25 protein-coding genes and 1 pseudogene are annotated in these 23979 nt (G+C 64.3%); 11 read left to right on the forward strand and 15 right to left on the reverse strand.

Going from position 1 to position 23979, the window contains the following annotated elements; translation table 11 throughout:
• The first annotated feature begins 13 nt into the window (after positions 1-13).
• Positions 14-844 (forward strand): ATP-binding cassette domain-containing protein, encoded by an 831-nt coding sequence (locus tag FG13_RS01145; RefSeq protein WP_035817640.1) that lies wholly within the window; start codon positions 14-16, stop codon positions 842-844.
• On the opposite strand, the gene FG13_RS01150 is transcribed toward FG13_RS01145, so the two are convergent.
• Positions 801-1511 (reverse strand): HAD-IA family hydrolase, encoded by a 711-nt coding sequence (locus tag FG13_RS01150; RefSeq protein ID WP_035817642.1) that lies wholly within the window; start codon positions 1509-1511, stop codon positions 801-803. The two genes, FG13_RS01145 and FG13_RS01150, sit on opposite strands and share 44 nt — an antisense overlap.
• A 55-nt stretch (positions 1512-1566) precedes the next feature.
• The gene (locus tag FG13_RS01155; RefSeq protein ID WP_035817644.1) at positions 1567-2004 is read right to left on the reverse strand and encodes an META domain-containing protein; all 438 of its coding nucleotides are present in this window, start codon (positions 2002-2004) and stop codon (positions 1567-1569) included.
• 148 nt (positions 2005-2152) lie between these two features.
• Between FG13_RS01155 and FG13_RS01160 the strand changes: the two genes are divergently transcribed.
• The 5 genes from FG13_RS01160 (at position 2153) to FG13_RS01180 (ending at position 7262) form a co-directional block, all read left to right on the forward strand.
• Complete coding sequence (locus FG13_RS01160) at positions 2153-3097, forward strand: hypothetical protein (RefSeq protein ID WP_051958321.1); 945 nt, start codon at positions 2153-2155, stop codon at positions 3095-3097.
• Positions 3094-4569, forward strand: coding sequence for a MocR-like pyridoxine biosynthesis transcription factor PdxR (pdxR, locus tag FG13_RS01165; protein WP_035817647.1), 1476 nt, complete (start codon positions 3094-3096; stop codon positions 4567-4569). Before FG13_RS01160 ends, pdxR begins: the two co-directional genes overlap by 4 nt.
• Before the next feature lie 95 nt (positions 4570-4664).
• Positions 4665-5867 carry a benzoate/H(+) symporter BenE family transporter gene (locus FG13_RS01170; RefSeq protein WP_051958323.1) on the forward strand — a complete coding sequence of 401 codons (1203 nt, stop codon included), beginning with the start codon at positions 4665-4667 and terminating at the stop codon, positions 5865-5867.
• Between the two features lie 85 nt (positions 5868-5952).
• Positions 5953-6684: a CPBP family intramembrane glutamic endopeptidase gene (locus tag FG13_RS01175; RefSeq protein ID WP_051958325.1), complete on the forward strand. Its 732-nt coding sequence runs from the start codon at positions 5953-5955 to the stop codon at positions 6682-6684.
• Positions 6685-6719: 35 nt separating this feature from the next.
• Positions 6720-7262 carry a gamma carbonic anhydrase family protein gene (locus FG13_RS01180; protein ID WP_035817652.1) on the forward strand — a complete coding sequence of 181 codons (543 nt, stop codon included), beginning with the start codon at positions 6720-6722 and terminating at the stop codon, positions 7260-7262.
• Here FG13_RS01180 and FG13_RS01185 read toward each other — a convergent pair.
• From FG13_RS01185 to FG13_RS01215, 7 genes are all read right to left on the reverse strand, one after another.
• Complete coding sequence (locus FG13_RS01185; protein ID WP_035817655.1) at positions 7235-8176, reverse strand: acyl-CoA desaturase; 942 nt, start codon at positions 8174-8176, stop codon at positions 7235-7237. The two genes, FG13_RS01180 and FG13_RS01185, sit on opposite strands and share 28 nt — an antisense overlap.
• The gene (locus FG13_RS01190; RefSeq protein ID WP_034782889.1) at positions 8176-8493 is read right to left on the reverse strand and encodes a DUF3144 domain-containing protein; all 318 of its coding nucleotides are present in this window, start codon (positions 8491-8493) and stop codon (positions 8176-8178) included. The genes FG13_RS01185 and FG13_RS01190 overlap by 1 nt, the downstream gene beginning before the upstream one ends.
• Before the next feature lie 70 nt (positions 8494-8563).
• Complete coding sequence (locus FG13_RS01195) at positions 8564-9064, reverse strand: gluconokinase (protein ID WP_035826783.1); 501 nt, start codon at positions 9062-9064, stop codon at positions 8564-8566.
• A 2-nt stretch (positions 9065-9066) separates the two neighbouring features.
• On the reverse strand, positions 9067-9570 hold the full coding sequence (locus FG13_RS01200; protein WP_035817656.1) for an OmpA family protein: 504 nt from the start codon (positions 9568-9570) through the stop codon (positions 9067-9069).
• A gap of 16 nt (positions 9571-9586) precedes the next feature.
• The gene (locus FG13_RS01205; protein ID WP_035817659.1) at positions 9587-10858 is read right to left on the reverse strand and encodes a diguanylate cyclase domain-containing protein; all 1272 of its coding nucleotides are present in this window, start codon (positions 10856-10858) and stop codon (positions 9587-9589) included.
• Entirely contained in the window at positions 10855-11436 is a 582-nt protein-coding gene (locus FG13_RS01210; RefSeq protein WP_051958328.1) for a YfiR family protein, read from the reverse strand. Before FG13_RS01210 ends, FG13_RS01205 begins: the two co-directional genes overlap by 4 nt.
• 194 nt (positions 11437-11630) lie before the next feature.
• Positions 11631-13283 (reverse strand): Na+/H+ antiporter, encoded by a 1653-nt coding sequence (locus FG13_RS01215; RefSeq protein WP_035826789.1) that lies wholly within the window; start codon positions 13281-13283, stop codon positions 11631-11633.
• 190 nt (positions 13284-13473) lie between these two features.
• Here FG13_RS01215 and FG13_RS01220 point away from each other — a divergent pair, with 190 nt between their 5' ends.
• From FG13_RS01220 to FG13_RS01235, 4 genes are all read left to right on the forward strand, one after another.
• The gene (locus tag FG13_RS01220) at positions 13474-14772 is read left to right on the forward strand and encodes a cytochrome c (protein WP_035817663.1); all 1299 of its coding nucleotides are present in this window, start codon (positions 13474-13476) and stop codon (positions 14770-14772) included.
• Between the two features lie 29 nt (positions 14773-14801).
• Complete coding sequence (locus tag FG13_RS01225; RefSeq protein WP_152598642.1) at positions 14802-15269, forward strand: (2Fe-2S)-binding protein; 468 nt, start codon at positions 14802-14804, stop codon at positions 15267-15269.
• Complete coding sequence (locus FG13_RS01230; protein WP_035817667.1) at positions 15262-17580, forward strand: xanthine dehydrogenase family protein molybdopterin-binding subunit; 2319 nt, start codon at positions 15262-15264, stop codon at positions 17578-17580. Before FG13_RS01225 ends, FG13_RS01230 begins: the two co-directional genes overlap by 8 nt.
• A 130-nt stretch (positions 17581-17710) precedes the next feature.
• Positions 17711-18376, forward strand: a complete 666-nt coding sequence (locus FG13_RS01235; RefSeq protein ID WP_051958330.1) for a dienelactone hydrolase family protein — start codon at positions 17711-17713, stop codon at positions 18374-18376.
• A 207-nt stretch (positions 18377-18583) separates the two neighbouring features.
• On the opposite strand, the pseudogene FG13_RS29260 reads toward FG13_RS01235, so the two are convergent.
• Positions 18584-19524, reverse strand: a pseudogene (locus FG13_RS29260) (IS5 family transposase).
• Positions 19525-19702: 178 nt separating this feature from the next.
• Between FG13_RS29260 and FG13_RS29825 the strand changes: the two are divergent.
• Positions 19703-20512 (forward strand): hypothetical protein, encoded by an 810-nt coding sequence (locus FG13_RS29825; RefSeq protein WP_035817669.1) that lies wholly within the window; start codon positions 19703-19705, stop codon positions 20510-20512.
• Positions 20513-20733: 221 nt separating this feature from the next.
• Here the strand turns inward: FG13_RS29825 and fghA are convergent, their stop codons facing one another.
• From fghA to FG13_RS01265, 5 genes are all read right to left on the reverse strand, one after another.
• Positions 20734-21642: an S-formylglutathione hydrolase gene (gene fghA / locus FG13_RS01245; protein WP_051958333.1), complete on the reverse strand. Its 909-nt coding sequence runs from the start codon at positions 21640-21642 to the stop codon at positions 20734-20736.
• Positions 21643-21698: 56 nt separating this feature from the next.
• On the reverse strand, positions 21699-22562 hold the full coding sequence (locus FG13_RS01250; RefSeq protein ID WP_035817671.1) for an NAD-dependent protein deacetylase: 864 nt from the start codon (positions 22560-22562) through the stop codon (positions 21699-21701).
• Positions 22563-22608: 46 nt separating this feature from the next.
• Positions 22609-23280 carry a signal peptidase I gene (gene lepB / locus FG13_RS01255; protein WP_035817675.1) on the reverse strand — a complete coding sequence of 224 codons (672 nt, stop codon included), beginning with the start codon at positions 23278-23280 and terminating at the stop codon, positions 22609-22611.
• 204 nt (positions 23281-23484) lie between these two features.
• Positions 23485-23727 (reverse strand): hypothetical protein, encoded by a 243-nt coding sequence (locus FG13_RS01260; protein WP_035817677.1) that lies wholly within the window; start codon positions 23725-23727, stop codon positions 23485-23487.
• Positions 23724-23975: a hypothetical protein gene (locus tag FG13_RS01265; protein WP_035817681.1), complete on the reverse strand. Its 252-nt coding sequence runs from the start codon at positions 23973-23975 to the stop codon at positions 23724-23726. The genes FG13_RS01260 and FG13_RS01265 overlap by 4 nt, the downstream gene beginning before the upstream one ends.
• Between the last annotated feature and the right edge of the window lie 4 nt (positions 23976-23979).

Raw genomic sequence — 23979 nt, forward strand, 5'->3', positions numbered from 1 at the left:
GAAAGAAACTACCATGCTGCTCGCCCCCATCCAGATCGAAACGGATTTTTTGTCGCACTTCGTGCAGTACGACCCGGCCACTGCGCCGCCGCAGGCCAGGGTAGCCCCGCAGGCTCCTTTGGCGCGCCGTGGCGTGCCTTTGGAACTGACGCAATTGAGCAAGGCGTATGGCGAACGTCCGGTGCTGAAAAACGTCGACCTGCAGCTGGAAGCGGGAGAGTTCGTCGCCGTCGTGGGACGCAGCGGCTGCGGCAAGAGCACCTTGCTGCGCTCGATCGCGGGGCTGGAAAGCGTCGATGACGGTAGCATCGCCATCGGCAGCGGCGTGGGCGCGCCCGACATCCGCATTATGTTCCAGGAATCGCGTCTGCTGCCGTGGAAGACGGTGCTCGACAACGTGGCCCTGGGGCTACCCCGCTCCGTCGGTGCGGCGGCCGCTTCGCTGTGGACGGTGGGCCTGGCCGAACGGGCGGACGACTGGCCGTCGGCCCTGTCGGGCGGGCAGAAGCAGCGCGTGGCGCTGGCACGCGCCCTCGTGCACGAACCACAACTGCTGCTGCTCGACGAACCCCTGGGCGCGCTCGACGCCCTGACGCGCATCGAGATGCAGCAGCTGATCGAGTCGCTATGGCTGGCGCGCGGTTTCACGGCCGTGCTGGTGACGCACGACGTGGCCGAAGCCGTGGCCCTGGCCGACCGGGTGCTGCTGATCGAGGATGGCCAGATCACCATGGACGTGCCGGTGGACTTGCCGCGCCCGCGACAGCGCGGCCATGCGGCTTTCGCCGCGCTGGAGCAGGCTATCTTGTCGCGGGTGCTGCAGCCGTCTCGGCCAGCACGATGAAACCGTCGGCATCGACGCTTGCCACGATGGCTTCATAATTGTCGATGGCAGGGTGGCGCGTGGCCAGCGGGTGCGCGTGCGTGGCGGTGACGACGATGACTTTCGCGCCAGCCGCTTCGCCCGCCTCAATGCCGACCGACGCATCTTCGAACACCAGGCAGTCGGCTGGCGCCACGCCCAGTTTTTCAGCGGCCAGGAGATAGCAATCGGGTTTTGGTTTGCCGGCCTTGACGTCTTCCGCCGTCACCATGATGGCCGGTATCGGCATGCCGGCCGCCTTCAGGCGGGCAGTGGCCAGTGCCCTCGGCGCCGAGGTGACGATGGCCCATTGCGCGGGCGGCAGCGATTCCAAAAAGCGCAGCGCGCCCGCGATTTCAATAATCCCTTCCACATCGATGATTTCCGCATCCGTGATGCCCTGCGACTCGCGCTGCGCGTCGACGCCGGGCAAGCGCAGTTTGGCGATGGTGTCGACCGAGCGCGCGCCGTGAATGGTAGGCAGGAACGCCGCCACATCGAGGCCCTGGCGCTGCGCCCAAGTGCCCCAGATGCGTTCGGCGGCGGCGATGGAATTGATGACGGTGCCGTCCATGTCGAACAGAAAAGCGCGATAGCGGCCGGCGGCCGATGGTGTCGGGGATGAAGACGGCGAGGGCAGTGCGGACATGGCTTCCTTCCAGATGATGGGCTGGAAGCCATTGTAACGGCAGTCGATTTTTATTTCACAGGTAGACCGATTCAAACCTGGCCACGGGCGCGCCATCCTTGAGCAGGATCAGCTTCTCGCCGTCGAGCTGGTAGCCCGTCACGCTGTTCAAATTGGCCAGCACGGCGCTTTCCAGCTGCATCAACGGCGGCGGGCAGGCCATGCGCGTGCCAGCCAGCTGGGTGAAGCGCAGGGTCGTGCCGGCCACGGTATAGCCGCCCATGACGCGGTTGCAGCCAGTGAAACCGGTGACCTTGCCATCGTCGGTGAGGGTAATGCGCACTTCGCGCTCCTGTTGCGGCGCCATCGCCACGGGAGTCCCATCGAGCTGCGTGAGCTTCCAGTAGGTATTCGTCAGGCTGGCGTTCGGCTTGACGCTGTCGCTGGTGGCGGCGCAACCACCGGCCATGGCGATGGCGGCGGCAAAAGCAAGGTATTTCAGGCGATGCGGCATGGGACGCTCCTGTGAGGGGGAATGCCTGCAGACTAGCAGGTTTTTCGCGCCGTTCAGCGCACGGCAGCGGTGATTGTTTCCATTTTGCCAGTCCTGGCATTAAACTTATGCTTTCTATTGTTTTAACGTTGATCGGGGAGCCGGGCCGATGCTGCAAGCGCAAGCGCTGGATAATCGACTGGTCGCCACCAGTGCCGACGATGTGTTGGTCGACCGCATCGTGCCCGGCGCGCCGCTGGTGATCGCCTTCGGCTTCGTTTCGTGGACTACGCGTCCCGCCTTCGATTTTTACGGGCGCCTGAGAAAACTGGAACAGGCCAGCGGCCAGCATCTGAATAAAATCCTCGTGCGCGATTCGGGCAATGCCTGGTACCACCGCCGCATCGCGGGCCTGGGCAACCACGTCGACGAGACGGCGCAAGCCCTGCGCGAGCTTGTGCGCCGCATCGCGCCGAGCCAGGTCACGACCGTCGGCCAGTCCATGGGCGCGTATGCGGCCGTGATGTATGGCTTGCTGCTGGACGTGCAGCAGATCGTCGCCTTCGGGCCGCTGTCTTTCCTCGACGTGCAGCAGGCGCGCTTGTACCATGAGCTGCGCTGGCTGCCCGTGATGGAGTCGCTGGCGCAAGACCCGCCGGCCTCCGGCTACTACGACCTGGCGGCCCTGTGCCGCGCCAGGGCGACGGACGCCACGCAGCTGCACCTGGTGTTCGGTACGCGGCCTGACGCTGCCAACGGGGGAGGCAGCGCCAGCGAATCGGTCAACCTCGACGCCATGCACGCGCAGCGCCTGGCCGCCTTCGGCCGCTCTACCCTGCATCCGTTTCCCCAGTCGGGCCACGCCGTGGTGCAGCACCTGATCGACACGAAGCGCATCAACGGCTTGCTGGCCACATGCATACTGGGTCTTGCGCTGGAAGAGGAAGCCATGCCGGACATCAGCCGCGAGTGGCTGGACTGGGTGGCGGAAAACCTGCGTTTGGGTTGCGCCGGCGAACAGCTGGTGGCCGTGCTGCAGCAGCACGGTTTTTCGCTGGCCAGCAGCATGGCGGCCGTGGATGCCGTTGCCGCCGCCCGCGCCAAGGCCATATGACGCCGCAGTTCGAACTCGATACCCTGAAAATGCGCATCGCCGCGCCCGAACTGGCGGCGCTCGATTTGCGCGTGCGGGTGCAGCGCGCGCTGCGCCAGCTGATACTCGATGGCGTGCTGGTGCCGGGCCTGCGCCTGCCGGCCACGCGCGCGCTGGCGCAGTCGCTGGGCGTATCGCGCGACACGGTGGAAATGGCGTACGCGCAGCTGCGCCTCGATGGCTATCTGCGGCGGCAATCGGGATCGGGCAGTTTTGTGTCGCCGACGATAGGCGCGAGCTTGCTGGGCAAGCCGGCGGTGGCACCGCTGTCCATGCCGGCGCAGCCGGTGGCCCTCAGCGCGCGCGGCGCGCAGATTCTCGCCAGCGGCGGCGTGGCCGACCAGCAGACCGTCAAAGCTTTCGCCACGGGTTTGCCGGAAACGCGGGCCTTTCCGCTCGATGTGTGGGAGCGCTTGCGGCGCCAGGCAGCCGGCGAACACCGTTCCGGCATACTGCTGCACGGCGACCCGCAAGGGGCCGAGCCTTTGCGCCAGGCCATCGCCGATTATGTGAATCTGGAGCGGGGCGCGCGGGCCACGGCCAGCCAGGTGCTGGTGCTGAGCAGCACGCGCCAGGCCCTGTACCTGTGCGCGCAAGTGCTGGCCGATGCGCATGGCCCCATCCTGATGGAAGACCCCGGCTATTTCGGCGCGCGCAAGGCGTTCGAGATGGCGCAGCTGCGCGTCGTGCCCGTGCCCGTCGATGCGGATGGCTTGTCCATCGACCACCTGCGGGCGGACCGCAGCGGGGCCAACACGGTGTACGTCACGCCGTCGCATCAATACCCGACGGGCGCCACCCTGGCGCTCGAGCGCCGCCTGGCCCTGACTGCCTGGGCGGCCGAGCGCCAGGGCTGGATCATCGAGGACGATTACGACAGCCAGTTCCACTATGCGGGCTTGCCGACGGCGTGCGTGCAGGGGCTGGACACGCTGCAGCGCACGATTTACCTGGGCACCTTCGCCAAGTCGCTGTATCCGGGGCTGCGCATCGGCTACATGGTGCTGCCGCCGGCGCTGGTCAAACCGATGACGTACGCGCGCAGCATTCTCGATGGCCACACGCCGCAACTCGATCAATTGACACTGGCCCGTTTCATCGCCGATGGCCATTTCGCGGCCCACGTGCGCGCCATGCGCAAGGTCTACGCCGTGCGCCGCGATGCGATGGCGCAGGCCGTGCAGCGGCACTTGCCGCACGTGGTCACGGCGCAGCTGCCGCCGGGCGGCTTGCAGATGCCCTGTCTGCTGCACGAGGGCAGGGAGGAGCTGGACACGCTACGCCTGGCGGCGCAGGCGGGCATCGTGCTGCCCGGCCTGAGCCGCTTGTACGCGACGCCGCCGGCGCGCGGTGGCTGGCTGCTGGGCTTTGCGGCGCTCACGCCGCACGAGATCGACAGCGGCATCGTCCGCCTGGCCCGCGCACTGCGGTGATTGCTCAAGTGGTCTGCTGGATGTGCTTGGATTGGCCTGCTTGAGCAGTCCATGTAACCATTAATATGCTCGCTTTCAATGGCAGAGGCATATACATGACAACAACCACAACAACCGCCATGGCCGAGCGGGCGCGCTGGCGCGACCTGGCATCTCCCGCCATGGCCGCCTTCATTTCCGTCCTAGTCAACTATGGCGGTACCTTCGTGCTGGTGTTCCAGGCGGCCCAGTTGGCCCAGCTGAGTGCGGCGCAGACGGCGTCCTGGGTCTGGTCGCTGAGCATCGGCGTGGGCGTGACGGGCATCTGGCTCAGCTACCGTTACCGCGCGCCCATCATCACGGCCTGGTCCACGCCCGGCGTGGCCTTCCTGGCCACGGTGATGCCGCACACGCCATATGCCGAGGTGATCGGCGCCTATATCGTGTCCGCCATCGCCTTCATTTTGTTGGGCATGTCCGGCGCCTTCGAGCGCCTCGTGCGCCTGATCCCCGGTGGCATCGCGGCCGGCTTGCTGGCCGGCATCCTGCTGCAGTTTGGCGTAAATGCATTCGGCGGCGCCAGCGCCGATCCCGTACTGGTCGTGGTATTGCTGCTGTCGTACGCCGTGCTGCGCCGTTTCACGGCACGCTTTGCCGTCGTGGGCATCATGCTGATCGGCCTGGCCCTGCTGCTGGCGCAGGGGCGCATCGATGCGCAAGGCATAGCACTGGCCCTGGCCGCGCCCGTGTTCGAGATGCCGCGCTTTTCCGTGGCGTCCCTGCTGGGCGTGGCGTTGCCCCTGTTCCTGATCACCCTGACGGGGCAATACATGCCCGGCATGCTGGTGCTGCGCAATGACGGCTACCAGGTCAGCGCCAATCCGATTCTGACGGTGACGGGCCTCGGCTCGCTGCTCATGGCGCCATTCGGCGCGCATGCCTTCAACGTGGCCGCCATCACGGCCGCCATCTGCACGGGCAAGGATGCGCATGCGGACCCGTCGAAGCGCTATGTCGCGGGCCTGGCGTGCGGCGTGCTGTACATTCTGGTGGGCGTCTTCGGCGTGACCCTGGCCAGCCTGTTCATGGTCTTGCCGCGCCCCTTCATCACGGCGCTGGCGGGCCTGGCCTTGCTGGGCGCCATCGGCAACAGCCTGGCGCAGGCCATGGCGGACGTGCGCATGCGCGAAACGGCCCTGATTACTTTCCTGGCGACGGCCGCGAACGTGACCCTGCTGGGCGTGGGCGGCGCCCTGTGGGGGCTGGCGGCCGGGCTGGCGGCGCATGGGCTGATGCATGGCTGGCGCAAGGCGGCATAGCAAGACAGGTTGCCCATGTTGCCCGCCGCCGCATACAATTGCTGCGCCCGTGCCCGTTGGCACCGTCCTTTTCCCGATGTGAGCGATGGCCGACCTGACTTCCCTGGCGCAGTATCTGCTGGCGATCACGCCCGCCTTCCTCGTCTGCGCCGTCTTGCTGTTGGCAACTTCACGTACCGTGCCGCTGCTGCGCGTGCTCGTGCACATACTGTTTTTCGTGCTGGCGCGCGACGCCATGACGGCGCATGGCTACTGGCAAGTGGCGGCGGGCGGCTTGCGTTTTACGGCGCCGCCGCTGGTCTTGCTGGCGCTGGGCGCCATGTCGCTGGGGCTGGTGGTCTCCACATGCTGGCTGGAAAGCGAGGCGCGTCGCCAGATCCATTGGCTGGGCATGCGCCCGGCCCTGTCCGTGCTGCTGGGCGTGGCGGGCGCTTGCGTGATCGTCGCGCTGGCCATGGGCTTGAAAGCCCTGTTTGCCTTGCCGTCCCTGCCACCCGTCGCGCCATCGCTGCTGCCCTTGCTGCTGGGTTTTGCGCTGGCCGCCAACTGTTATGAGGAATTGCTGTTTCGCGGCTTGCTGCAGCAGCAATTGCGCGCCTGGCTGCCGGCCTGGCGCGCGGCGCTCGTGTCGGGCCTGCTGTTTGGCCTGTGCCACGCTTTTCTTGCCACCACCGTCACGCAGGTGGGTGCGCCCATCGTCGTGTTCACCGTGATCGAAGGCGTGGTGGCGGGGCTGGTATATTGCCGTGCCGGCTTGCTGGGCGCGTCCCTGGCCCATGGTCTGGCGATTTTTGCGCTGGCCGCCGGCTGGGTGTGAATCCTGTTGTTTAATATTGAAGAAACGAGAAGACTATGCCCATAAGTTCCTATCTGAATACCCGCCCCGTCGTGGGCGAGCGCGTCTACCTGCATGACACGGCGCAAGTGATTGGCGACGTGCAGATCGGCGACGACTGCTCCATCTGGTGCAACAGCGTGCTGCGCGGCGACGTCAACCGCATCGTCATCGGCGAAGGCAGCAATATCCAGGACTTTTCCATGGGCCATGTGTCGCACAAAAATGCGGCCAAGCCCGACGGTTCACCCTTGACCATCGGCAAATACGTGACCATCGGCCATTCCGTGATCTTGCACGGCTGCACCATCGGCGACGAGTGCCTGATCGGCATGGGCAGCATCGTTATGGATGACGTGGTGGTGGAAAAGCACGTGATGCTGGGCGCGGGCAGCCTGGTGTCGCCGGGCAAGGTGCTGGAAAGCGGCCATTTGTACGTGGGCCGCCCCGCCGCCAAGGTGCGCGCGCTCACGGAGGCGGAGATCGCCTACCTGCGCTATTCAGCGGAGCACTACGTGCGTGTGAAGAACAATTACCTGGCTGGCCAGGACGACGCCTGATCGTTGGAGCCGTCGAGCCGGCGCAGTTCCGGCCGCGGCGCCAGGTCTTGCGGCAGGCGCAGGCCGGACACGAGGCCCAGGCGCCGCAACAGCAGCAGCATCCACCAGCCCGGGTCCCATTCGCCCGGCAGCAGGCCCAGCCTGGCTGAACCCGGATACGCGTGATGGTTGTTGTGCCAGCATTCGCCCATGGTCAGCAGCGACGTCAGGCGGATATTCCTGCCTTGCACGGCGCCGCCATCGACATGAAAATGCATCTGGCCATGGTTGTGGGCGAAGTAGCCGATCAGCCAGTGGCCGAGCACGCCGGCGCTGACCCGCGCGCAGACGCCCCAGCAGACCAGGCCCCAGCCGCCCCAGACGTAGAACAGCACGGCCCACGGCAGTTGCTGCAGCATCCAGCTTCTTTCCAGAAAGCGGTAAAAGCGGTCGTGCGCGATGCGCGCTTCGATGGCGATGTGCGGCGGGTGGCCGAGGTCCAGACGGCAATGCAGTTGCCACCACGCATCGCGCCAGAAGCCGGCGCCGTGGCGCAGATAGGGGTGGCAAGCGGGCAGGCGCTGCGCATAGTCGCGCAGCTCATGCTGGCGCAGCAAGGCCAGCGGGCCGCTCAGGCCCACCAGCACGCCCAGGTACACGAGCAGGTATTCCAGCCATTTTGGGCATGCAAAGCTGTCGTGGATCAGTTTGCGGTGGCTGCCCAGCGAATGGCCGAACAGCAGGACGATGGCCGTGCTGACGATAAACAGCGCCACGCCCGTCCAGCTGAAGAAGCACAGGGCGCCAGTCACGGCGCCGGCCAGCATGGCGGCCAGCCATAGCGATGGCAACGGCGCAAAGCGCACCGTACCGTTCAGCACGCTATCGGCGTGGCTGGCGCGGGCGCGGTGGCCATCCAGGCTGGCCGCCGTCATCAACCCTTGGGGGCCGACGATGGTTGCGTGTATTTGTCGAAGTTGGTGATGTAGTCGTTGAAGTTGTCGGTCAGCATGCGCTTGTACTGTTCCGTGAAGAAGGCCACGGCGCCTTCCTTTTCTTCCTGCATCTTGGCCACGTCGTTGCTCTTGCTGGCGACGAGGAAGGCGTTGAAGCGGGCGGCCGCGTACAGCAGCGAGGTGGCCACTTCATTGCCGCCGCTGTGCATGCATTGCTCATTGGCCAGGGCGATGACCTGGTCGGCGCGTTCCCAGAATTCCGGGCCCGGTGCTGGTTTTGTCGTTGGTGTGCTCATAAAATCCCTCATGAAAGTGCGCGCCAGTCTACACAGGGGGGCGCGGGCTGTCCAGCCGCGCGGCCGCCGCTCAGGGCGCTTGCAGGATCTGTTCCACCAGCACGGCCAGCGGCTGGCGGATATCGAGCACGATGCCGGCTTCGTCCGCCTGCAGGGGCTGCAGGGTGGCCAGCTGGCTGTCGAGCAGGCTGGCCGGCATGAAATGGCCAGGGCGCTGCAGGCGGCTTTCCAGCACGGCGCGCGGGCCGTCCAGGTGGACAAAGCGCAGGGCCGGGTCGCCTGCGCGCAGCACGTCGCGGTAGGCGCGCTTCAGGGCCGAGCAGGAGACGACGATGCCGCTGCCTTGCGCGCGGGCCGTGGCGATGCGCTCGCGCAGGGCGGCCAGCCAGCCGGCCCGGTCGGCATCGTCGAGCGCGATGCCGGCCGCCATCTTGGCCACGTTTTCCGGGGAGTGCACATCGTCGCCTTCCACGTAGGGCACGTGCAAGGCGTCGGCCAGCAGGCTGCTGACGGCGCTCTTGCCGCAGCCGGACACGCCCATCACGACCCAGCGCACGGCGGGCACGCCCATGATCAAGGCGCCGACACGATGACGGTGACGCGGCGGTTTTCCGCCTTGCCCGTCTTGCTGGCGTTCGAGGCCACGGGTTTACTCATGCCCAGGCCCTTGACGGTGATGTTGTCGCGTGGAATGCCCGAGGCGCTCATGGCGTCGGCCACCACGTTGGCGCGCGCCAGCGACAGCTTGTTGTTGTACGCTTCCGTGCCTTCGTTATCCGTATGGCCTTCCACGCGCATGTGGGTGATGCCCACTTTCAGCAGGGCGGCGCTGATTTTCTGGATGGCGACGCGGCTGGGCGGGATCAGTTTGGCGGCGTCGAACTCGAACAGCAGCTTGTCGGTAAAGCTCAGTTCCCAGCCTTCGTCCGTCTGGTTGAAGCCTTGCTCCTTCAGGGTGGCGACTTGCTCGGCGTTGAACACGGGTTTGGTCTCTGGCGTGCTCTGGCAGGCGGCCAGCAGGCCCAGCATGAACAAGCCGAGGAAGCCGCGGCGTAATTGCGTGTAGATGGATTGCATGGTGTTGCTCCTTGGTTCAGGGGTGAATATGGGGTTGCGGCAGGCGCGCGACCTGGCGCGTGCCGCGTTGCGCCTGCTTGGCGCGGTACATGGCTTCGTCCGCCGCGCCCACCAGCGAGACGGCGTCGATGGCGTGATCGGGGAAGACGGCCACGCCGATGGTCAGCGAGCTGACGATGCTGTTGCCAGTGGGCAGTTCAATGGCTTGCGCCATGGCTGCGATGATGTTGTCGGCGATGTGCATGGCGTCGCTGCTGTTGCGCAGCGGCTTGAGCAGGATGGCGAATTCGTCGCCGCCCAGGCGCGCCACCAGGTCGCCTTCGCGCAATTGCTGCTTGATGCGCGCGGCGATCGTCACCAGCACCCGGTCGCCCGAGGCGTGGCCGAAGGTGTCGTTGATGTATTTGAAACGGTCGCTGTCGAGGAACAGCACGGCCACCTTGCCATTGCCGACCCGCGCGTCGAGGATGGCGCGTTCCAGTTCCGCTTCCATGAAGGCGCGGTTCGACAGGCCCGTCAGGCTGTCGTGGTTGGCGCGGTGCGACAGCGAGGCGTGTTCCTTCTGCAGATGGCTTTGCCATGCTTCCAGTTCGTCGAGCAGGGCGTTGAAGTCGTCATTGATCTGGTTCAGTTCGGCGATATTGGCTGGCGGCACGCGCAGTTCGAACGAGCGGTCGCGCCGCACGCGGTGCGCCGTTTCCGCCAGGTGGCGCAGCGGCGACGTGATCTCCGTTTCCATGCGGCGCGACAGGCGCACGGCGACGACCAGGCTCAGTACCAGGCAGGCGAGCAGGCAGGTCAGGCCGCTGAGCAGGAAGGGCAGCAGGCTGCGGCTGTGCGGCACCAGCTTGATGCTGCCGATGGCCTGTTCATTGCGCGTGATGGGGAAGGTCAGCGAATCGGGCAGCATCCAGCCCGTCAGCGCGCGTTCGATGTAGTAGCGCGTGCCGTGTTCGCCCCGTTCCCAGCGGGCCAGCACTTTGCCGGCCATGTCGCTCACTTGCGCCTGGTCGATATCTTCATTCACGCCGATCAGGGCCAGTGCTTCCCTGGCGGCCATGGAATCGCCAAAGACGACGGCCCCTTCCACCGTGTAGCTCATCGAGCGGGCCACCAGGCGCAGGTTCTGGTCCGAATACACGCGCAGGGCCAGCAGCGCCACGGCCGTCAGGGTCAGGCCGGCCGCCAGCACGGCGATCAGCGACACGCTCAGGTGGGCGCGCCGCAGCACGCTGTCGAGCGTGGGGCGGGGCTGGCGGGTAGGCTTGTTGCTCAGGCGGGCGCTCATGGCGGCGGTCCCTTGCGACGTGCAATTTGCAAGGCGTTCGGATGCACGCGCAGGCCGCTGCGGGCGATGGCGTCGAGGTTGACGTCAAAACCGATCTGCGCCTCGTTCAGGCGCAGGCAGAACATGGTGCCCACGGTGCAGGAGGTGCCCGGTTCGGCGACCGACAAGATCGGCTTGCCGATGATCTGCGCCAGCAGATGCTCGCGTTCGCCCTCGGGCAGGCTGCCCATGTAGACGACGTCGCATTCGCCGGCCGTGCTGGCCACCGCCGGGATTTTCACGCGGATGCGCTGGCCCAGGCTGGAAGCGGGCTTGTCGACGATGGCCGCGCCGTAGCGGGGCGCGCCGAGCATGCAGACGCGCACTTCCTGGCGCGCCACGGGCCAGCGCACATAGCTGATGATGCCGAACAGGACCTGGGCCACCTCAGCGGGACGCCTGGCGTCCACCGCCGCGCCCGATTGCGCCCACGCGTCGCGCGGCGCCAGCGCAGCGCAGGCGAGCAGCGAGGCCAGCAGCACGACAGCGAGCAGGACGGGCGGCGCTGGGCGCTGCCGGTGGCGGGAAGAGGAGGGCACGGCGTCGGTGTCTTTATGCAGGTCGGATGGCTATTCAAATAGTTACGCAGCAACACAGACTCTACGGAAGTCCCTGTTGAAAGTAAATCACGGCGCTACGCCATAAACCTTGCATTATAAACACGAATGTTAAAACTTGCATTCTTTGCCATGAGAATTACTTATCAACACTGCCATGCCGCGCCAGAGTGTTGCTATTCTTCCAATGTCGCTTCCAGCAAGTCGATTTCGCGCAGCAGGCGCAAATGGATGGTGTCGTCCAGTTCGCCCGAGATGCGGCGGCGGAACAGTTCGTCCCGCTCCGCATTGAGCGCTTCCAGGCGCAGCGCCCGCTCGGCCTTGGCCAGTTCCTGCAGCCGCATCGCCTCGTCGTTGCTGCTTTCGCCATACGCCAGGCGGCGCCGGTAGGCTTCGATCAGGCGGTTGGCCGCCTCCGTGACGACTTGCTGCTTGTCATTCTTGTCGATGCCTTCGCACACTTTTTCCAGCCGCGCGATGGCCGCTTCGGCGGCAGCGGCGCGGGCGTTGCGCTCTTCCGTCGAACGGCGCGCGGGCGGCGCGAACACGAGGCCCTTGGTCAGCAGGGGCAGGGTGACGCTGGCCAGCAGCAGCGACAATAAAATCACCCCCATGGCGAGGAAGATGACGAGGTCGCGCGCGGGAAAGCGCGTGCCGTCGGGCAAGAACAAGGGCAGGGTCAGGATGCCGGCCAGGGTCAGCGCGCCGCGCACGCCCGCGAACGACGCCACCAGCAGCAAGCGCAGGCTGGGACGGGCCAGCAGCGCCGCGTCCTTCGGTTCGCCCGCCACCTTCTTGTGGTGCTTGAACAGGGTCAGCTTCATGGAAATGAAGACCCACAGGAAGCGCATGAAGGTCAGTCCCACCGTGATGGCGATGACGAACAGCGGCAGTTTCCAGGCGCTGCCGGCGCCGATTTCGGCGGAGGCGGCCGGCAAGCCGGCAACGGTGGTGGGCAGTTGCGCGCCCAGCATGACGAAGATCACGCCATTCAAGACCAGTTGCACGGTATCCCACACGGCCTTGCGCTGGGTGCGCGTGGCGGCCAGCGGGCGGCCGATCAGGTCGGCGTAATGCATGGACACGCCCGCCGTGGCGGCGGCCAGGATGCCGGAACCGTGGATTTGCTCGGCGCCCAGGTAGGCGGCGAACGGGATCAGGATGCTGATGAGAATTTGCAGGCCCGGCTCTTCGCCCACCTTGCTCACCAGCCATTTATTCGCCAGGCCCACGCCCCAGGAGATGGCCAGGCCGATGATGATGCCGCCGCCCGCTTCCTGCAGGAAGCTGAGCGAGGCGGCGCCGATGGAAAAGCCGCCCGTCATCATGGCGCCCACGGCAAACGTGAAGCAGACGAGGCCCGACGCGTCGTTGAGCAGGGATTCGCCTTCGAGGATGTGCATCAGGCGCGGCGGGATCGGGTTGCCGGCGGCAATCGCCGAGACGGCCACGGGGTCCGTCGGCGACAGGATGGCGCCCAGCGCGAAGGCGACGGCCAGCGGCACGCTGGGAATCAGCCAGTCGATGAAAAAGCCCATGCCCAGCACCGTAAACAGTACCAGGCCGATGGCCAGCATCAGGATCGAGCGCGCGTCGGAAAAGAAGGCGCCCTTGGGAATGCGCCAGCCATCGAGAAACAGCAGCGGCGGAATGAAGAGCAGGAAGAAAATGTCGGGATCGAGCGGCACTTGCACGCCAAACACGGCCAATCCCGTGCCGCCGGCGATCTGAATCAGCGGCAGCGGTAGCTTGACCCAGCGCGAGCGGGCGAGAAAGCCGCACAGGACGACGGTCAACACGAGGATAAGGATGATGGTAACGGTATGCATGAAGGAGCGGCGGCGTGCTGAAACGCTGATTATAAGGCGCAGCCCGCCTGCAGGCATCGCCTGCGTGTCATTGCGTACATACAACAAGTCACAATCGCGGTAAGATTCTCCCATTCATTGCCACAATCTGCCCTGCTGCCGCCGTCCGTGCGCGGCAGGCGCGTGCCTGACCTCTTACCGGACTCCTGTTTTGCTCAAGAAAATCTTCACCGGCTTGCTGCTGTCGCTGGCATTGCTCATCGTGGCGGCCCTGGCCGCGTACCTGTATTACTGGCGCCCCGCGCTGGCGCCCATCGATCCGCCTGCCGCCACGGCCTTTTCCCCGCAAGTGGTGGAGCGTGGGCGCATCCTGGCGGGCATGGGCAATTGCGCCGCCTGCCACACGGCCCAGGGTGGCGCCGAGTATGCGGGCGGCCACGGCCTGGCCACGCCGTTCGGCACGATATACGCGACGAATATCACGCCCGACCGGCAAACGGGCATCGGCCGCTGGTCGCTGGCCGCCTTCCAGCGGGCCATGCGCGAAGGCGTGGGTCGCGACGGCGCCCATTTGTATCCGGTCTTTCCGTACACCCATTTTAATCTTGTCTCGGATGCCGACCTGACGGCCCTGTACGCGTATGTCATGACGCGCCCGCCCGTGTATGCGGCCGCGCCCGCCAACAGCGTGCCTTTCCCCCTGAACTTGCGTCCCTTGCAGGCAGGCTGGAAGCTGCTGTTTTTCAAGCCAGCGACGTTCCAGCTTGATCCTGCGCAAGGCCTGGACTGGAACCGGGGCCGCTACCTGGCCGAAGGCCTGGCCCATTGCGCCGCCTGCCACACGCCGCGCAATGCGCTGGGCGCCGAGCTGGCCGGCTCGTCGTATCTGGGCGCGTCCATCGACCACTGGTATGCGCCGGCCTTGACCAGCGCCAATACGGCGCCCTTGCCGTGGACGCAGGACGAGCTGTACGCCTTTTTGCGCACGGGGGCGACGGCCCTGCACGGCGTGGCGGCAGGCCCCATGTCGGCCGTCGTGCACGAAGGCATGGGCGCTTCGCCCGATAGCGATATCCGCGCGCTGGCAACGTATTTTGCCGGCCTGGCCGGGGCGGAACAACGCCAGGTCGATACCGATACCGTGGTGAAAGCTGGCATCGAGCGCTCGCAGCGCGTCAGCCTGGTCGACAACGACCGTGGCGCCAGCCTGTACGTGGCCGCCTGCGCGTCGTGCCATTCGAACAGCGATGGCAAGCCTGCGGCCCTGCGGCCGGAACTGAGCTTGAACAGCGCCGTCAGCGCGCCCGATCCCGCCAACCTGATCCAGGTGATATTGCACGGCATCAGCAAGGATGACGCCATGCCCGGCGTGCTGATGCCCGGCTTTGCCGCCTCGCTGACGGATAACGACGTGGCCCAGCTGGCCGCCTATCTGCGCCGCAGCCGCAGCCACCAGCCGGCCTGGACGAATCTGGAAGCGGCCGTGGCACGCGCGCGCGCCGGCAAGTAATTCTTGAAAGTTTCTTATGTATAACACTTATGTATAACCTTATTGTCAATGGCCAGCCCTTCGGCACCGAGGCCAACGCCGAGACGCCCCTGCTGTGGGTGCTGCGCGACGAAGTTACATTAAAAGGCACGAAGTTTGGCTGCGGCATCGGCATGTGCGGCGCCTGCACCGTGCACGTGGATGGCCGCGCCATGCGCTCGTGCATCACGCCGATTGCCGCCGTGGCCGGCTGCGCCATCACCACCATCGAAGGCCTGTCGCCCGATGGCACGCACCCGCTGCAGCGGGCGTGGCTGGCCACGCAAGCGCCCCAGTGCGGCTATTGCCAGTCGGGCCAGATCATGCAAGCGGCCACACTATTGAAAGATTATCCGCAGCCGACGGATGCGAATATCGATGCCGTCATGAGCGGCAACCTGTGCCGCTGCATGGCGTATGTGCGCATCCGCAAGGCCATTAAACTGGCGGCCGGCATGCAGGAGGCGCCCGGTGTTTAAGTTACCGAAAGAAAATTCAGCTGCCCGCCCCAGCGCGCTGGGCCGGCGCGGTTTCCTGATCGCCGCCGCCGGCACGGGTTTTACCATGGCCTTCCTGCGCGCCGACAGCTCCCTGGCTGCTGGCAAGGCGGCATCCGTGCCGTCGAAACAAACCGTTGCGCCCGTGTTCGATCCCAGCATCTGGTTCCAGATCGGCCGCGACGGCATCGTCACCGTCAACATCGCCAAGGCGGAAATGGGCCAGCACATCGGTACGGCGCTGGCGCGCATCGTGGCCGAGGAGCTGGAAGCGGACTGGAGCAAAGTACGCCTGCATTACGTGGACACGGATCCGAAATGGGGCTTGATGGTGACGGGCGGCAGCTGGTCCGTGTGGCAGAATTTCGATCCGCTCAGCCGTGCCGGCGCGGCCGGGCGCCTCGCGCTGGTCGAGGAGGGGGCGCGCCTGTTGCGCCTGCCCGTGTCCGCCTGCCACGCCAGGCTGGGCGTCGTGCATGGCCGTGGGCGCTCGATCAGCTATGGCGACATCGTGCGCCGTGGCAAGCTGGCGCGCCAGTACACGCCCGGGCAACTGAAAGCCATCGTGCTGAAAACGCCGCGGCAGCGCAGCCTGATCGGCCAGCAGGTGCAGGCGCTGGACATTCCCGCGAAAATCAATGGCACGGCCGTGTATGGCATCGATGCGGAAATCGAGGGCATGCTGTTTGCACGCCCGAAGATCCCGCCCACGCGCTACGGCGCGAAAGTGGTGTCCATCGATGACTCGGCGGCCAGGAAGGTGCAGGGCTACCTGCGTTCGTTCGCCTTGCAAGACCCCAGCGGCACTGTGCCCGGCTGGGTCATGGTGGTGGCCGAAACGTATGCGGCGGCCATGCGCGCGGCCGACCTGGTGCAAGTGAAATGGCGGGCCGGCGCGGCGGCCCACGTGGCGGAACAGGATATTGTCAACTATGCCACCAAGCAACTGGCCGATGCCAGCCTGGGCGCCCGCGTCGTCGATGATGATGGCGTGGAGCAAGCGTTCAACGATGCCAGCCTGCAGCTGGAACGCCACTACACGACCAGCACCGTGCTGCATTTCCAGCTGGAACCGGTGAATGCGCTGGCGCAGGAAATCGACGGTGTCTGGCACATTCATGCGGGCAACCAGTGGCAATCGCTGATCCTGCCCGTGCTGGCGCAAGCGTTGAAGGTGCCCGAGAGCAAGGTGATGCTGCATACCTATCTGCTCGGTGGCGGCTTCGGGCGGCGCCTGAATGGCGATTATTGCGTGCCGGCCGCGCTGGCCGCGCAAGCCGTGGGTCGCCCCGTCAAGATGATTTGCACGCGATCCGACGACGCCCGTTTCGATTCGCCCCGTTCGCCCTCCGTGCAGCATGTGCGCATGGCGTTCGACGGCGCGGGCAAGGTGTCGGCGATGGTGCACGAAGCGAGCGCTGGCTGGCCCACGCAAGCGATGATTCCCGCCTTCCTGGCCAAGGATAAGCAAGGCCATCCGTATGACCCGTTTGCCATCGCCGGCGCCGACCACTGGTACACGGTGGGCGCGCAGCGCGTGCGTGCCGTGTCGAACGATTTGGCCAACAGCAGTTTCCGCCCCGGCTGGCTGCGCTCCGTTGGCCCGGGCTGGACGAATTGGGCTGTGGAAAGTTTTATGGACGAGGCGGCGCAGGCGGCCAAGGTCGATCCGCTGGCCTTCCGTTTATCCCTGCTGCAGGCTGCGGGTCGCAACGCGGGCAGCGCGCCGAACGCCGTCGGCGGCGCGGCCCGCCTGGCCCATGTGCTGCGGCGCGTGGCGGAAAAAGCAGGTTGGGGCACGGCCATGCCGCCCGACACGGGCCTGGGCATCGCCGCCACGTTCGGCCAGGAACGCGACATGCCCACCTGGACGGCCTGTGTTGCTAGAGTGAAAGTGGACCGCAGCACTTGCATGGTGAAAGTCGAAAAGCTGTTCATGGTGATCGACGCGGGCAGCATCGTCGACCCCGATGGCGCGCTGGCGCAGGCGGAAGGGGGCGCCCTGTGGGGCGTGAGCATGGCCTTGCATGAAGGCACGGCCTTCCTCAACGGCGAAGTGAAGGATACCAACCTGAATACCTACACGCCGCTGCGCATGGCCGACGTGCCCGAACTCGATATCGAATTTGTTGCCAGTACGCACACGGCTACGGGCATGGGCGAACCACCCACGACGGCCGTGGCGCCGGCGATCGGCAACGCCATCTTTGCCGCCGTCGCTTCGCGCGTACGGCATTTGCCGATCCGTCCGGAAGCCGTGCTCAAGGGGCTGGACCGGCACGGCGCCGTCTGATGCGGACGCGCGGCGAATTTGACGTGCGCCGCGCGTGAACGGGCGCAGGCTGCTACACTGAGGTTAGCCGCCGTGGGCATGCAGGCTGTGCCCGGCCCGGCAAGATCCCAGCTCGATTGCGGAGGCAACCATGCAAGAACAATTTGTCAGCATTACGGCCGATGAACTTCAAATGGATGGCGTGCTCGACATGCCCGAGCGGCCGGTGGGCATCGTCCTGTTTGCCCACGGCGCAGGCGCCGACAGCGACTATCTGGGCGCCTCCAGCCACGCCACTTCCCAGGATTTTTTGCGAGCGGGCATCGCCACCCTGCGCTTCGACCAGGCCGGCGTCGGGCCTGGCGGCGGCAGCAATGGCCATGCGTATTTCGTGCGCAGCGATATCGTGTTGCTGGCGCGCCAACTGGAAAAAGCCCTGGGCTGGCTGCAAGTCGACCCGTCCACGCGGCGCTTGCCCTGCGGCCTGTACGGCTATGGCACCAGCGCAGCCGTCGTGATGCAGCTGGCGGCTTGGCGCAGCGCGGAGATCGCCGCGCTGGCCGTCTGCGATGGCCAAGTGGAAATGGCCGGCAAGGCGGCGCTGGAAAACGTGCGCGTGCCGTCGCTGCTGATCGTGGGCGGCCGCGACCCCGATGTGGCTGGCCTGAACCGCATGGCGTTCGCCACCTTGCGCTGTGACAAACAACTGGAACAAATCGCCGCCCCCGGCGGCCCCGACACGCGCCACCAGGCGGCCCTGCTGGCAACGGACTGGTATACGCGGCATTTCAACGGGCATACCAGTACGGCGCAGTAGCGTCTGATCAGGCAACTGCGCCTAATAGCGCTGAAATGCCCAGAATTAACGGGCATTTTTTTGAATAACACCCAGTTTTTGATGGTTTAGCACAGGCATTAACGATCAATCAGTCTACAGAAGAGCGCTGAATATCAATTCTTTGGTCTAGAACAAAGAACAACCGGAAAAATTTCGTCTCATCTCTATAACAGGGTGTAGACGAAATCAACTCTTATAAGCGAGTCTGTTGAGTAGCATACGCGCTTCAGCCAACCAACCCCAAGCTACCGAGACATCGAGTTTGCGGTCGTGAGGCATTACCGTGCGGCGCCAGCGTTCAGTCCACGCATGGGTCCTTTCGACGACCCAGCGCATGGGAAGAACCATGAATGCGGCATTTGTAGCGCAGCCCGGTCATGCACGCTCGCGGCGGTGACCGACACTGCGATGAGCAGCCCCATCGTATCGACCACGAGATGACGCTTGCGCCCTTTGATCTTCTTGCCTGCATCAAATCCGCTTTCGCCACCTTGTGGCGAGATACGGGGGGACTGTGCATCAATTACCGCCGCGCTTGGCGTACTTGCTGGCCCCATGCGGATACGCCATTGTTCGCGCAGCCGGTCTTGCATCTGTTCGAATACACCTGCGCCAACCCAGCGCGAAAACGCCTTGTAGACCGCGTGCCAGGGTGGAAACGCTCCGGTAGCGGCCGCCATGCGCAGCCGGTGCGCAGCACGTAAGAACACGCGTGGACGAGATCGCGGCGACTGTAACGCACGGGCTTGCCGCGCTGTCCCGGCATACGTTCGAACAAATCGGCAACCAGCTCCCATTCCGCATCTGTCAGGTTGGTGCTGTGTGGCGAGATGGCCTCGCGCCTGTGGGCTGCTGTGTAGCCATACCGCTTCGTTCCTTCGGCTCGCACAGCGAAGGTCCGGTGTACCGGCTTGAGCCGTACGATACCTAGCGCGCGACGAATCGTTGCTGCGCACACGCGTAAAGCACAGCGGTGATGAAGTTCGTCGGCGATTTCTTGCAAGCTGGCCTGCGCGCTCCATCAAGATATCGTGTAAAACTGCGATATGCTCAGGCTTCAACGCAGGTGGTCTGCCGCCGGCTCTGCTTGACGGCTCCGTGCCGTCGAGTGGAGATTTCGTTGCCATGGCATGCTCCTCCCACATCGCGATAGCATGCCACAACTCCGATATTGATTTTGTCTACACCCTCTAAGACTTGACATGACATTTCGCCTCCATGTATCGACGATGCAAATGTTCTTGTTAATACTGAACTTATGTGCCACTATTTGTGCGTACAAATGTGCGCACAAATGGAGAAATTATGGAATGGGAGTACCAGTACCCTAGTAAAAAAGCAATTCACATACCAACAAATTGCATTTTTAATATTGATTATTCGTCTGATGACGTCGGTATTTCGTTGGCAGATGGGGCACCTAAAGGAGCCGAATCTCAGGTCCTATTACTACTTTCGGAACTGAAAGTAGTAATAAGGGATGGGGAATTAAAGGTGCTCATGCGGCAATTACTTGAACGTGTTTTTGGCGGAGACTTTACGGCAGCGGCATACATCCTGAAAGACTTAACAGGAAGAAATGTTTCGGAGCGGACGCTTCAGTCTTGGGTGGCCCAAACAGGCAAACGGAGTAGTCGACGTTGTCCCGAATGGGCCGTCAATGCTTTGCAAGCTTACGCTGAAAAAAATCCGGAGATGCGTGAAGTCTATCAAGCTCGAAGAGAGCGGAAGCAAAGAGATGAATTTGAGCATGGTATAAATTCGCTCGAACGAGCGCAGACCACCGACGGCCTTGAAAAAATCGAAAGAGATTTGGCTTCCGACGAGCGTTTCAAGGCTAGGGTGACTTCCGTACCTTTTAGTGACTTGCCTAATACTCTGTCAGAGATACTGCTTAAGCATGAGCGGGACATTCATATTGCAAGTTCCTTACTTTTCAAGATTTTCCATGAAATTCAAAAGGCCGCTTCTTTAGATGATCTGAAACGTGATCTAAATATGGAGTTCGACAAGGTAATCGATCTCGATAACTTTCTTCAGCGAGGCAAGCGACAACTGATTAATGCTGAGGAAGAGTTTGCCAATGAGCATGGCCTGTTGGATGGCAATGTGTAAGTTCCCCGGGAGGTTTTTCGTTGCGCATTTCTGTCAGGTAAGCGTTACGCCATCGACTACTTTGCGCCAGTGCCAAAGACCATTACGTTGGTAGATTGCCATTTCATTCTCCTAAAGATGCAATACCGACTCCGTGCGCAAAAAATGCACAAATTCTGCTACGGAATTAGTATTGCAGGGGGCAGGAAGGATGCATTCTGCTAATTAAGAAATCAACGGTATCATGATAAAACTGACATCAAAGAAATTGCTCCGGTAGCTTCCTCTATGGCGCGCAAGTTCCTCGCATGGAAGCGCACATGCTCTTCCATGAAGCTGGCGATGAAGTAATAGCCGTGGTCGTAGCCGGCATGGCGGCGCAGCCGTAATGGCTGGCCTGCATCGCGGCATGCCGCCTCGAAGACGTCGGGGTGCAGTTGTTCGGGCAGGAATTTGTCGGCCAGGCCCTGGTCGATCAGGATGCCTTCGGGGAACAGCGGTGGCTGGCCCTGCAGGCCGCGCATCAGCGCGCTGGCATCGTACTGCTGCCAGCTGGCCGCATCGCTGCCCAGGTAGCCCGTAAACGCCTTCTTGCCCCACGGACACTGGCTCGGTGCGGCGATGGGGGCGAAGGCGGAGACGGAGCGGAACAGGTCAGGATTGCGCAAGGCCAGCACCAGCGCGCCATGGCCGCCCATCGAGTGGCCGAAAATGCCCGTGCGTTGCGCATCGATCGCCAGTTCCTGTTCCAGCAGGGCGCGCAGTTCCAGCAGGTAGCTATACATCCGATAATGGCTGCGCCATGGCGCCTCGGTGGCGTCCACGTAAAAGCCGGCGCCCGCGCCGAAATCCCAGGATTCGCTTTCGCCCGCGATGTTCGCGCCACGGGGACTGGTGTCGGGCGCGATCAGGATCAAGCCTTCCTCGGCCGCCACGCGCTGGGCGCCGCCCTTGATCATGAACGTTTCTTCCGTGCAGGTCAGGCCTGCCAGGTAAAACAGGGCGGGGCGCTTGGTGCTGACCGTGGCGCCTGGCGCCGTGTCGGGAATGAAGGCCGAGAAACGCATGGGCAAGCCGATGGCTTGCGCGTCGTGGCGATAAAAGCGTTGTACGCCGCCAAAACAGGCGTGTTCACTCAACAGTTCCAGCATGAATTCTCCTCGTTAATCTCACAGTATAGCCAGAGCGGCGCAGGGCCGGCTCGGGATCAGCCCAGCATGGCCGCTAATACAGGCAAGATGTCTTGTGCCGGGGCTTCGGTCTTGAAGGCCAGCAAATGGTCGGCGCGCGTCTTGCCCAGGTTGATGGCGGCCACGGGCTTGCCCGTTTCGGCCGCCATGCGGCACAGGCGAAAGCTCGAATACACCATGACGGACGAGCCCACGACCAGCAGGGCGCTGGCCGTGTGCATCTTGCTTTCGGCTTCGGCCGCGCAGGCGGCGGGCACGCCGTCGCCGAAAAATACCACGTCGGGCTGCAGGGTGCCGCCGCAGCGGGGACAGACGGGCACGTGGAAGGTGGCCAGCTGCGACGGCTCCAGCAAGGCGTCGCCATCGGGCGCCGGCGTGGCCGTGGCGCCCAGCAGCTGCGGATTGTCGCGTTCGAGCTGGTCCTGGATCAGGCGGCGCGTGTGACGGGTATGGCAATCGAGGCATACGACGCCATGTATGCTGCCGTGCAACTCCGTGACGGCGGTGCTGCCGGCTTGCTGATGCAGGCCATCCACGTTTTGCGTGACCAGGCCGCCGATGTGCTGGCGCTGGGCCAGTTGCGCGATGGCCAGGTGACCGGGATTCGGCGTGGCGCGCGCCAGGGTCGGCCAGCCCACCATGCTGCGTGCCCAGTAGCGGCGGCGCACGGCTTCCTGGCGGCGAAAATCGGGGCCTTGCACGGGCGCGTTGCCGCGCCGCACGCCTTCTGTATCGCGGTAGTCGGGTATGCCGGACGCCGTGCTGATGCCGGCGCCCGTCAGCAGCAGCACGTCGGGATGGTGCTGCAGGAATTGTGCCAACTGCTCAAGGGCAAGATCGTCGCTGGCGGACTGCTGGCTGGCTGAGGAAAAATTTTGCATGATGCGCCATGCTAACCGAAAAGCACGGCGCCGTTGCAAGGGCTGTTTATTCGAGCTTCATGCCGAAACGCTGCAGCCGCGGCTGCCAATGCTCCTGGATATTGGCCGACACGAGGATGCGCTCGGCCTTGCCGATCAGCAATTCGCGGGGCACAAAGCCGAAGTAGCGCGAGTCGGCGCTGTTGTCGCGGTTATCGCCCAACATGAGGAAATGGTCGGCCGGCACGGTCACGGGGGCAAAGCTGCGGGCCGCACCGGCGATTTGCGGCAAGACCTGGATGCGGTGCTGCTCGGTCTGGTTGCGTTCGCTGATGCGCTGTGCCGTCAGCTGGCCCACGTGGGCGATGGTCTCCGGCGCCGTATCGAGCGCCGTGTACTGGGCGGGCTGGCCATTGATGACCAGCTGTTCATTGCGCATTTCCACCGTGTCGCCGGGCAGGGCGATGATGCGCTTGATCAAGCGCGTGCCGTCTTTCGGCGAGGAAAAGGTGACGATGTCGCCCCGCTGCGGCTCGCCCAGGCGCTGCAGCACGATATCGGTGAGCGGCACTTTCAGGTTGAATGCCAGGCGGTTGACGAAGACCACGTCGCCTTCGAGCAGGTTGGGGCGCATCGACGCCGACGGTATGGGATTCCAGTCCGCCACGGCCGTGCGGAACACGCCGAACAGCAGGAGAAACATCAAAAAACCTTTGTTGGCGCGCATCCATGTGCTCATGTTGGCTCTTTCGCTGGGCTGTACCCGTGATGATGAAGGGGGCGCCATGGCTGCTGGCGATATATTCACGATGCACGGCGAGGCTGAAGCCAGTCTTAAATGGTGCCAATACGGCGGCCAATGCGCAGGTAAATGGACGGTAAAGCGCCAGCAAGGGCGCGCGACGGCGTGCCGCTGTTGCGTGCACGCATCACTACGCCGGTTTCAGCGAGGCTGGCACGGTGTATGCGTGTCGTCGCCGTTCTGCAGCCGCTTGCCGTGCATGTCATCCCACAGTTCACCGAGCGCCACCAGCAAGCCGCCGCCCACGAAGGGGATCGCCACCAGCCATGGATTGCTGTCGAGCCAGGGCCCCAGCACGATGGCCGAGACCACGGCGATGACGATGGCGCTGCACCAGAAGCGGCGCGGATGCCGCAGGGTCAGCAGGTAGTGAAAGTCGTTCATAAATCCTCCTTGGTGAGCATGCGGAACAGCCGGGCGGCCAGGATGCTGCTGACGGCAATGACGATGCAGCCGTCCAGGAAAAACAGTACCTTGCCCACCAGATGCATGCCTTGTACGAGATAGGCGGGCAGTTCCCGCGCTTCCGCCCACTGTGTCATCCGTGCCAGCACGATGGCGGCGGCAAAGATGACGACGGCCAATGCCAGCACCACCAGCACGTGTTCGAACAGGCGTAGCCGCAGTTTCATGTTG

The sequence above is a fragment of the Janthinobacterium sp. RA13 genome (genome assembly GCF_000745325.1).
Lineage (GTDB): Bacteria > Pseudomonadota > Gammaproteobacteria > Burkholderiales > Burkholderiaceae_D > Janthinobacterium > Janthinobacterium rivuli.

Excerpts from the sequence above, each read along its gene's own strand:
- FG13_RS01215 (WP_035826789.1), bottom strand. The coding sequence starts at position 13,283 with ATGCATACCGTTACCATCATCCTTATCCTCGTGTTGACCGTCGTCCTG.
- FG13_RS01205 (WP_035817659.1), bottom strand. The coding sequence starts at position 10,858 with ATGAGCGCCCGCCTGAGCAACAAGCCTACCCGCCAGCCCCGCCCCACG.
- FG13_RS01235 (WP_051958330.1), top strand. The coding sequence starts at position 17,711 with ATGCAAGAACAATTTGTCAGCATTACGGCCGATGAACTTCAAATGGAT.
- lepB (WP_035817675.1), bottom strand. The coding sequence starts at position 23,280 with ATGAGCACATGGATGCGCGCCAACAAAGGTTTTTTGATGTTTCTCCTG.
- FG13_RS01190 (WP_034782889.1), bottom strand. The coding sequence starts at position 8,493 with ATGAGCACACCAACGACAAAACCAGCACCGGGCCCGGAATTCTGGGAA.
- fghA (WP_051958333.1), bottom strand. The coding sequence starts at position 21,642 with ATGCTGGAACTGTTGAGTGAACACGCCTGTTTTGGCGGCGTACAACGC.
- FG13_RS01250 (WP_035817671.1), bottom strand. The coding sequence starts at position 22,562 with ATGCAAAATTTTTCCTCAGCCAGCCAGCAGTCCGCCAGCGACGATCTT.
- FG13_RS01225 (WP_152598642.1), top strand. The coding sequence starts at position 14,802 with ATGTATAACCTTATTGTCAATGGCCAGCCCTTCGGCACCGAGGCCAAC.
- FG13_RS01155 (WP_035817644.1), bottom strand. The coding sequence starts at position 2,004 with ATGCCGCATCGCCTGAAATACCTTGCTTTTGCCGCCGCCATCGCCATG.
- FG13_RS01175 (WP_051958325.1), top strand. The coding sequence starts at position 5,953 with ATGGCCGACCTGACTTCCCTGGCGCAGTATCTGCTGGCGATCACGCCC.
- FG13_RS01260 (WP_035817677.1), bottom strand. The coding sequence starts at position 23,727 with ATGAACGACTTTCACTACCTGCTGACCCTGCGGCATCCGCGCCGCTTC.
- FG13_RS01145 (WP_035817640.1), top strand. The coding sequence starts at position 14 with ATGCTGCTCGCCCCCATCCAGATCGAAACGGATTTTTTGTCGCACTTC.
- FG13_RS01170 (WP_051958323.1), top strand. The coding sequence starts at position 4,665 with ATGACAACAACCACAACAACCGCCATGGCCGAGCGGGCGCGCTGGCGC.
- pdxR (WP_035817647.1), top strand. The coding sequence starts at position 3,094 with ATGACGCCGCAGTTCGAACTCGATACCCTGAAAATGCGCATCGCCGCG.
- FG13_RS01160 (WP_051958321.1), top strand. The coding sequence starts at position 2,153 with ATGCTGCAAGCGCAAGCGCTGGATAATCGACTGGTCGCCACCAGTGCC.
- FG13_RS29825 (WP_035817669.1), top strand. The coding sequence starts at position 19,703 with ATGGAATGGGAGTACCAGTACCCTAGTAAAAAAGCAATTCACATACCA.
- FG13_RS01200 (WP_035817656.1), bottom strand. The coding sequence starts at position 9,570 with ATGCAATCCATCTACACGCAATTACGCCGCGGCTTCCTCGGCTTGTTC.
- FG13_RS01185 (WP_035817655.1), bottom strand. The coding sequence starts at position 8,176 with ATGACGGCGGCCAGCCTGGATGGCCACCGCGCCCGCGCCAGCCACGCC.
- FG13_RS01265 (WP_035817681.1), bottom strand. The coding sequence starts at position 23,975 with ATGAAACTGCGGCTACGCCTGTTCGAACACGTGCTGGTGGTGCTGGCA.
- FG13_RS01195 (WP_035826783.1), bottom strand. The coding sequence starts at position 9,064 with ATGGGCGTGCCCGCCGTGCGCTGGGTCGTGATGGGCGTGTCCGGCTGC.
- FG13_RS01180 (WP_035817652.1), top strand. The coding sequence starts at position 6,720 with ATGCCCATAAGTTCCTATCTGAATACCCGCCCCGTCGTGGGCGAGCGC.
- FG13_RS01150 (WP_035817642.1), bottom strand. The coding sequence starts at position 1,511 with ATGTCCGCACTGCCCTCGCCGTCTTCATCCCCGACACCATCGGCCGCC.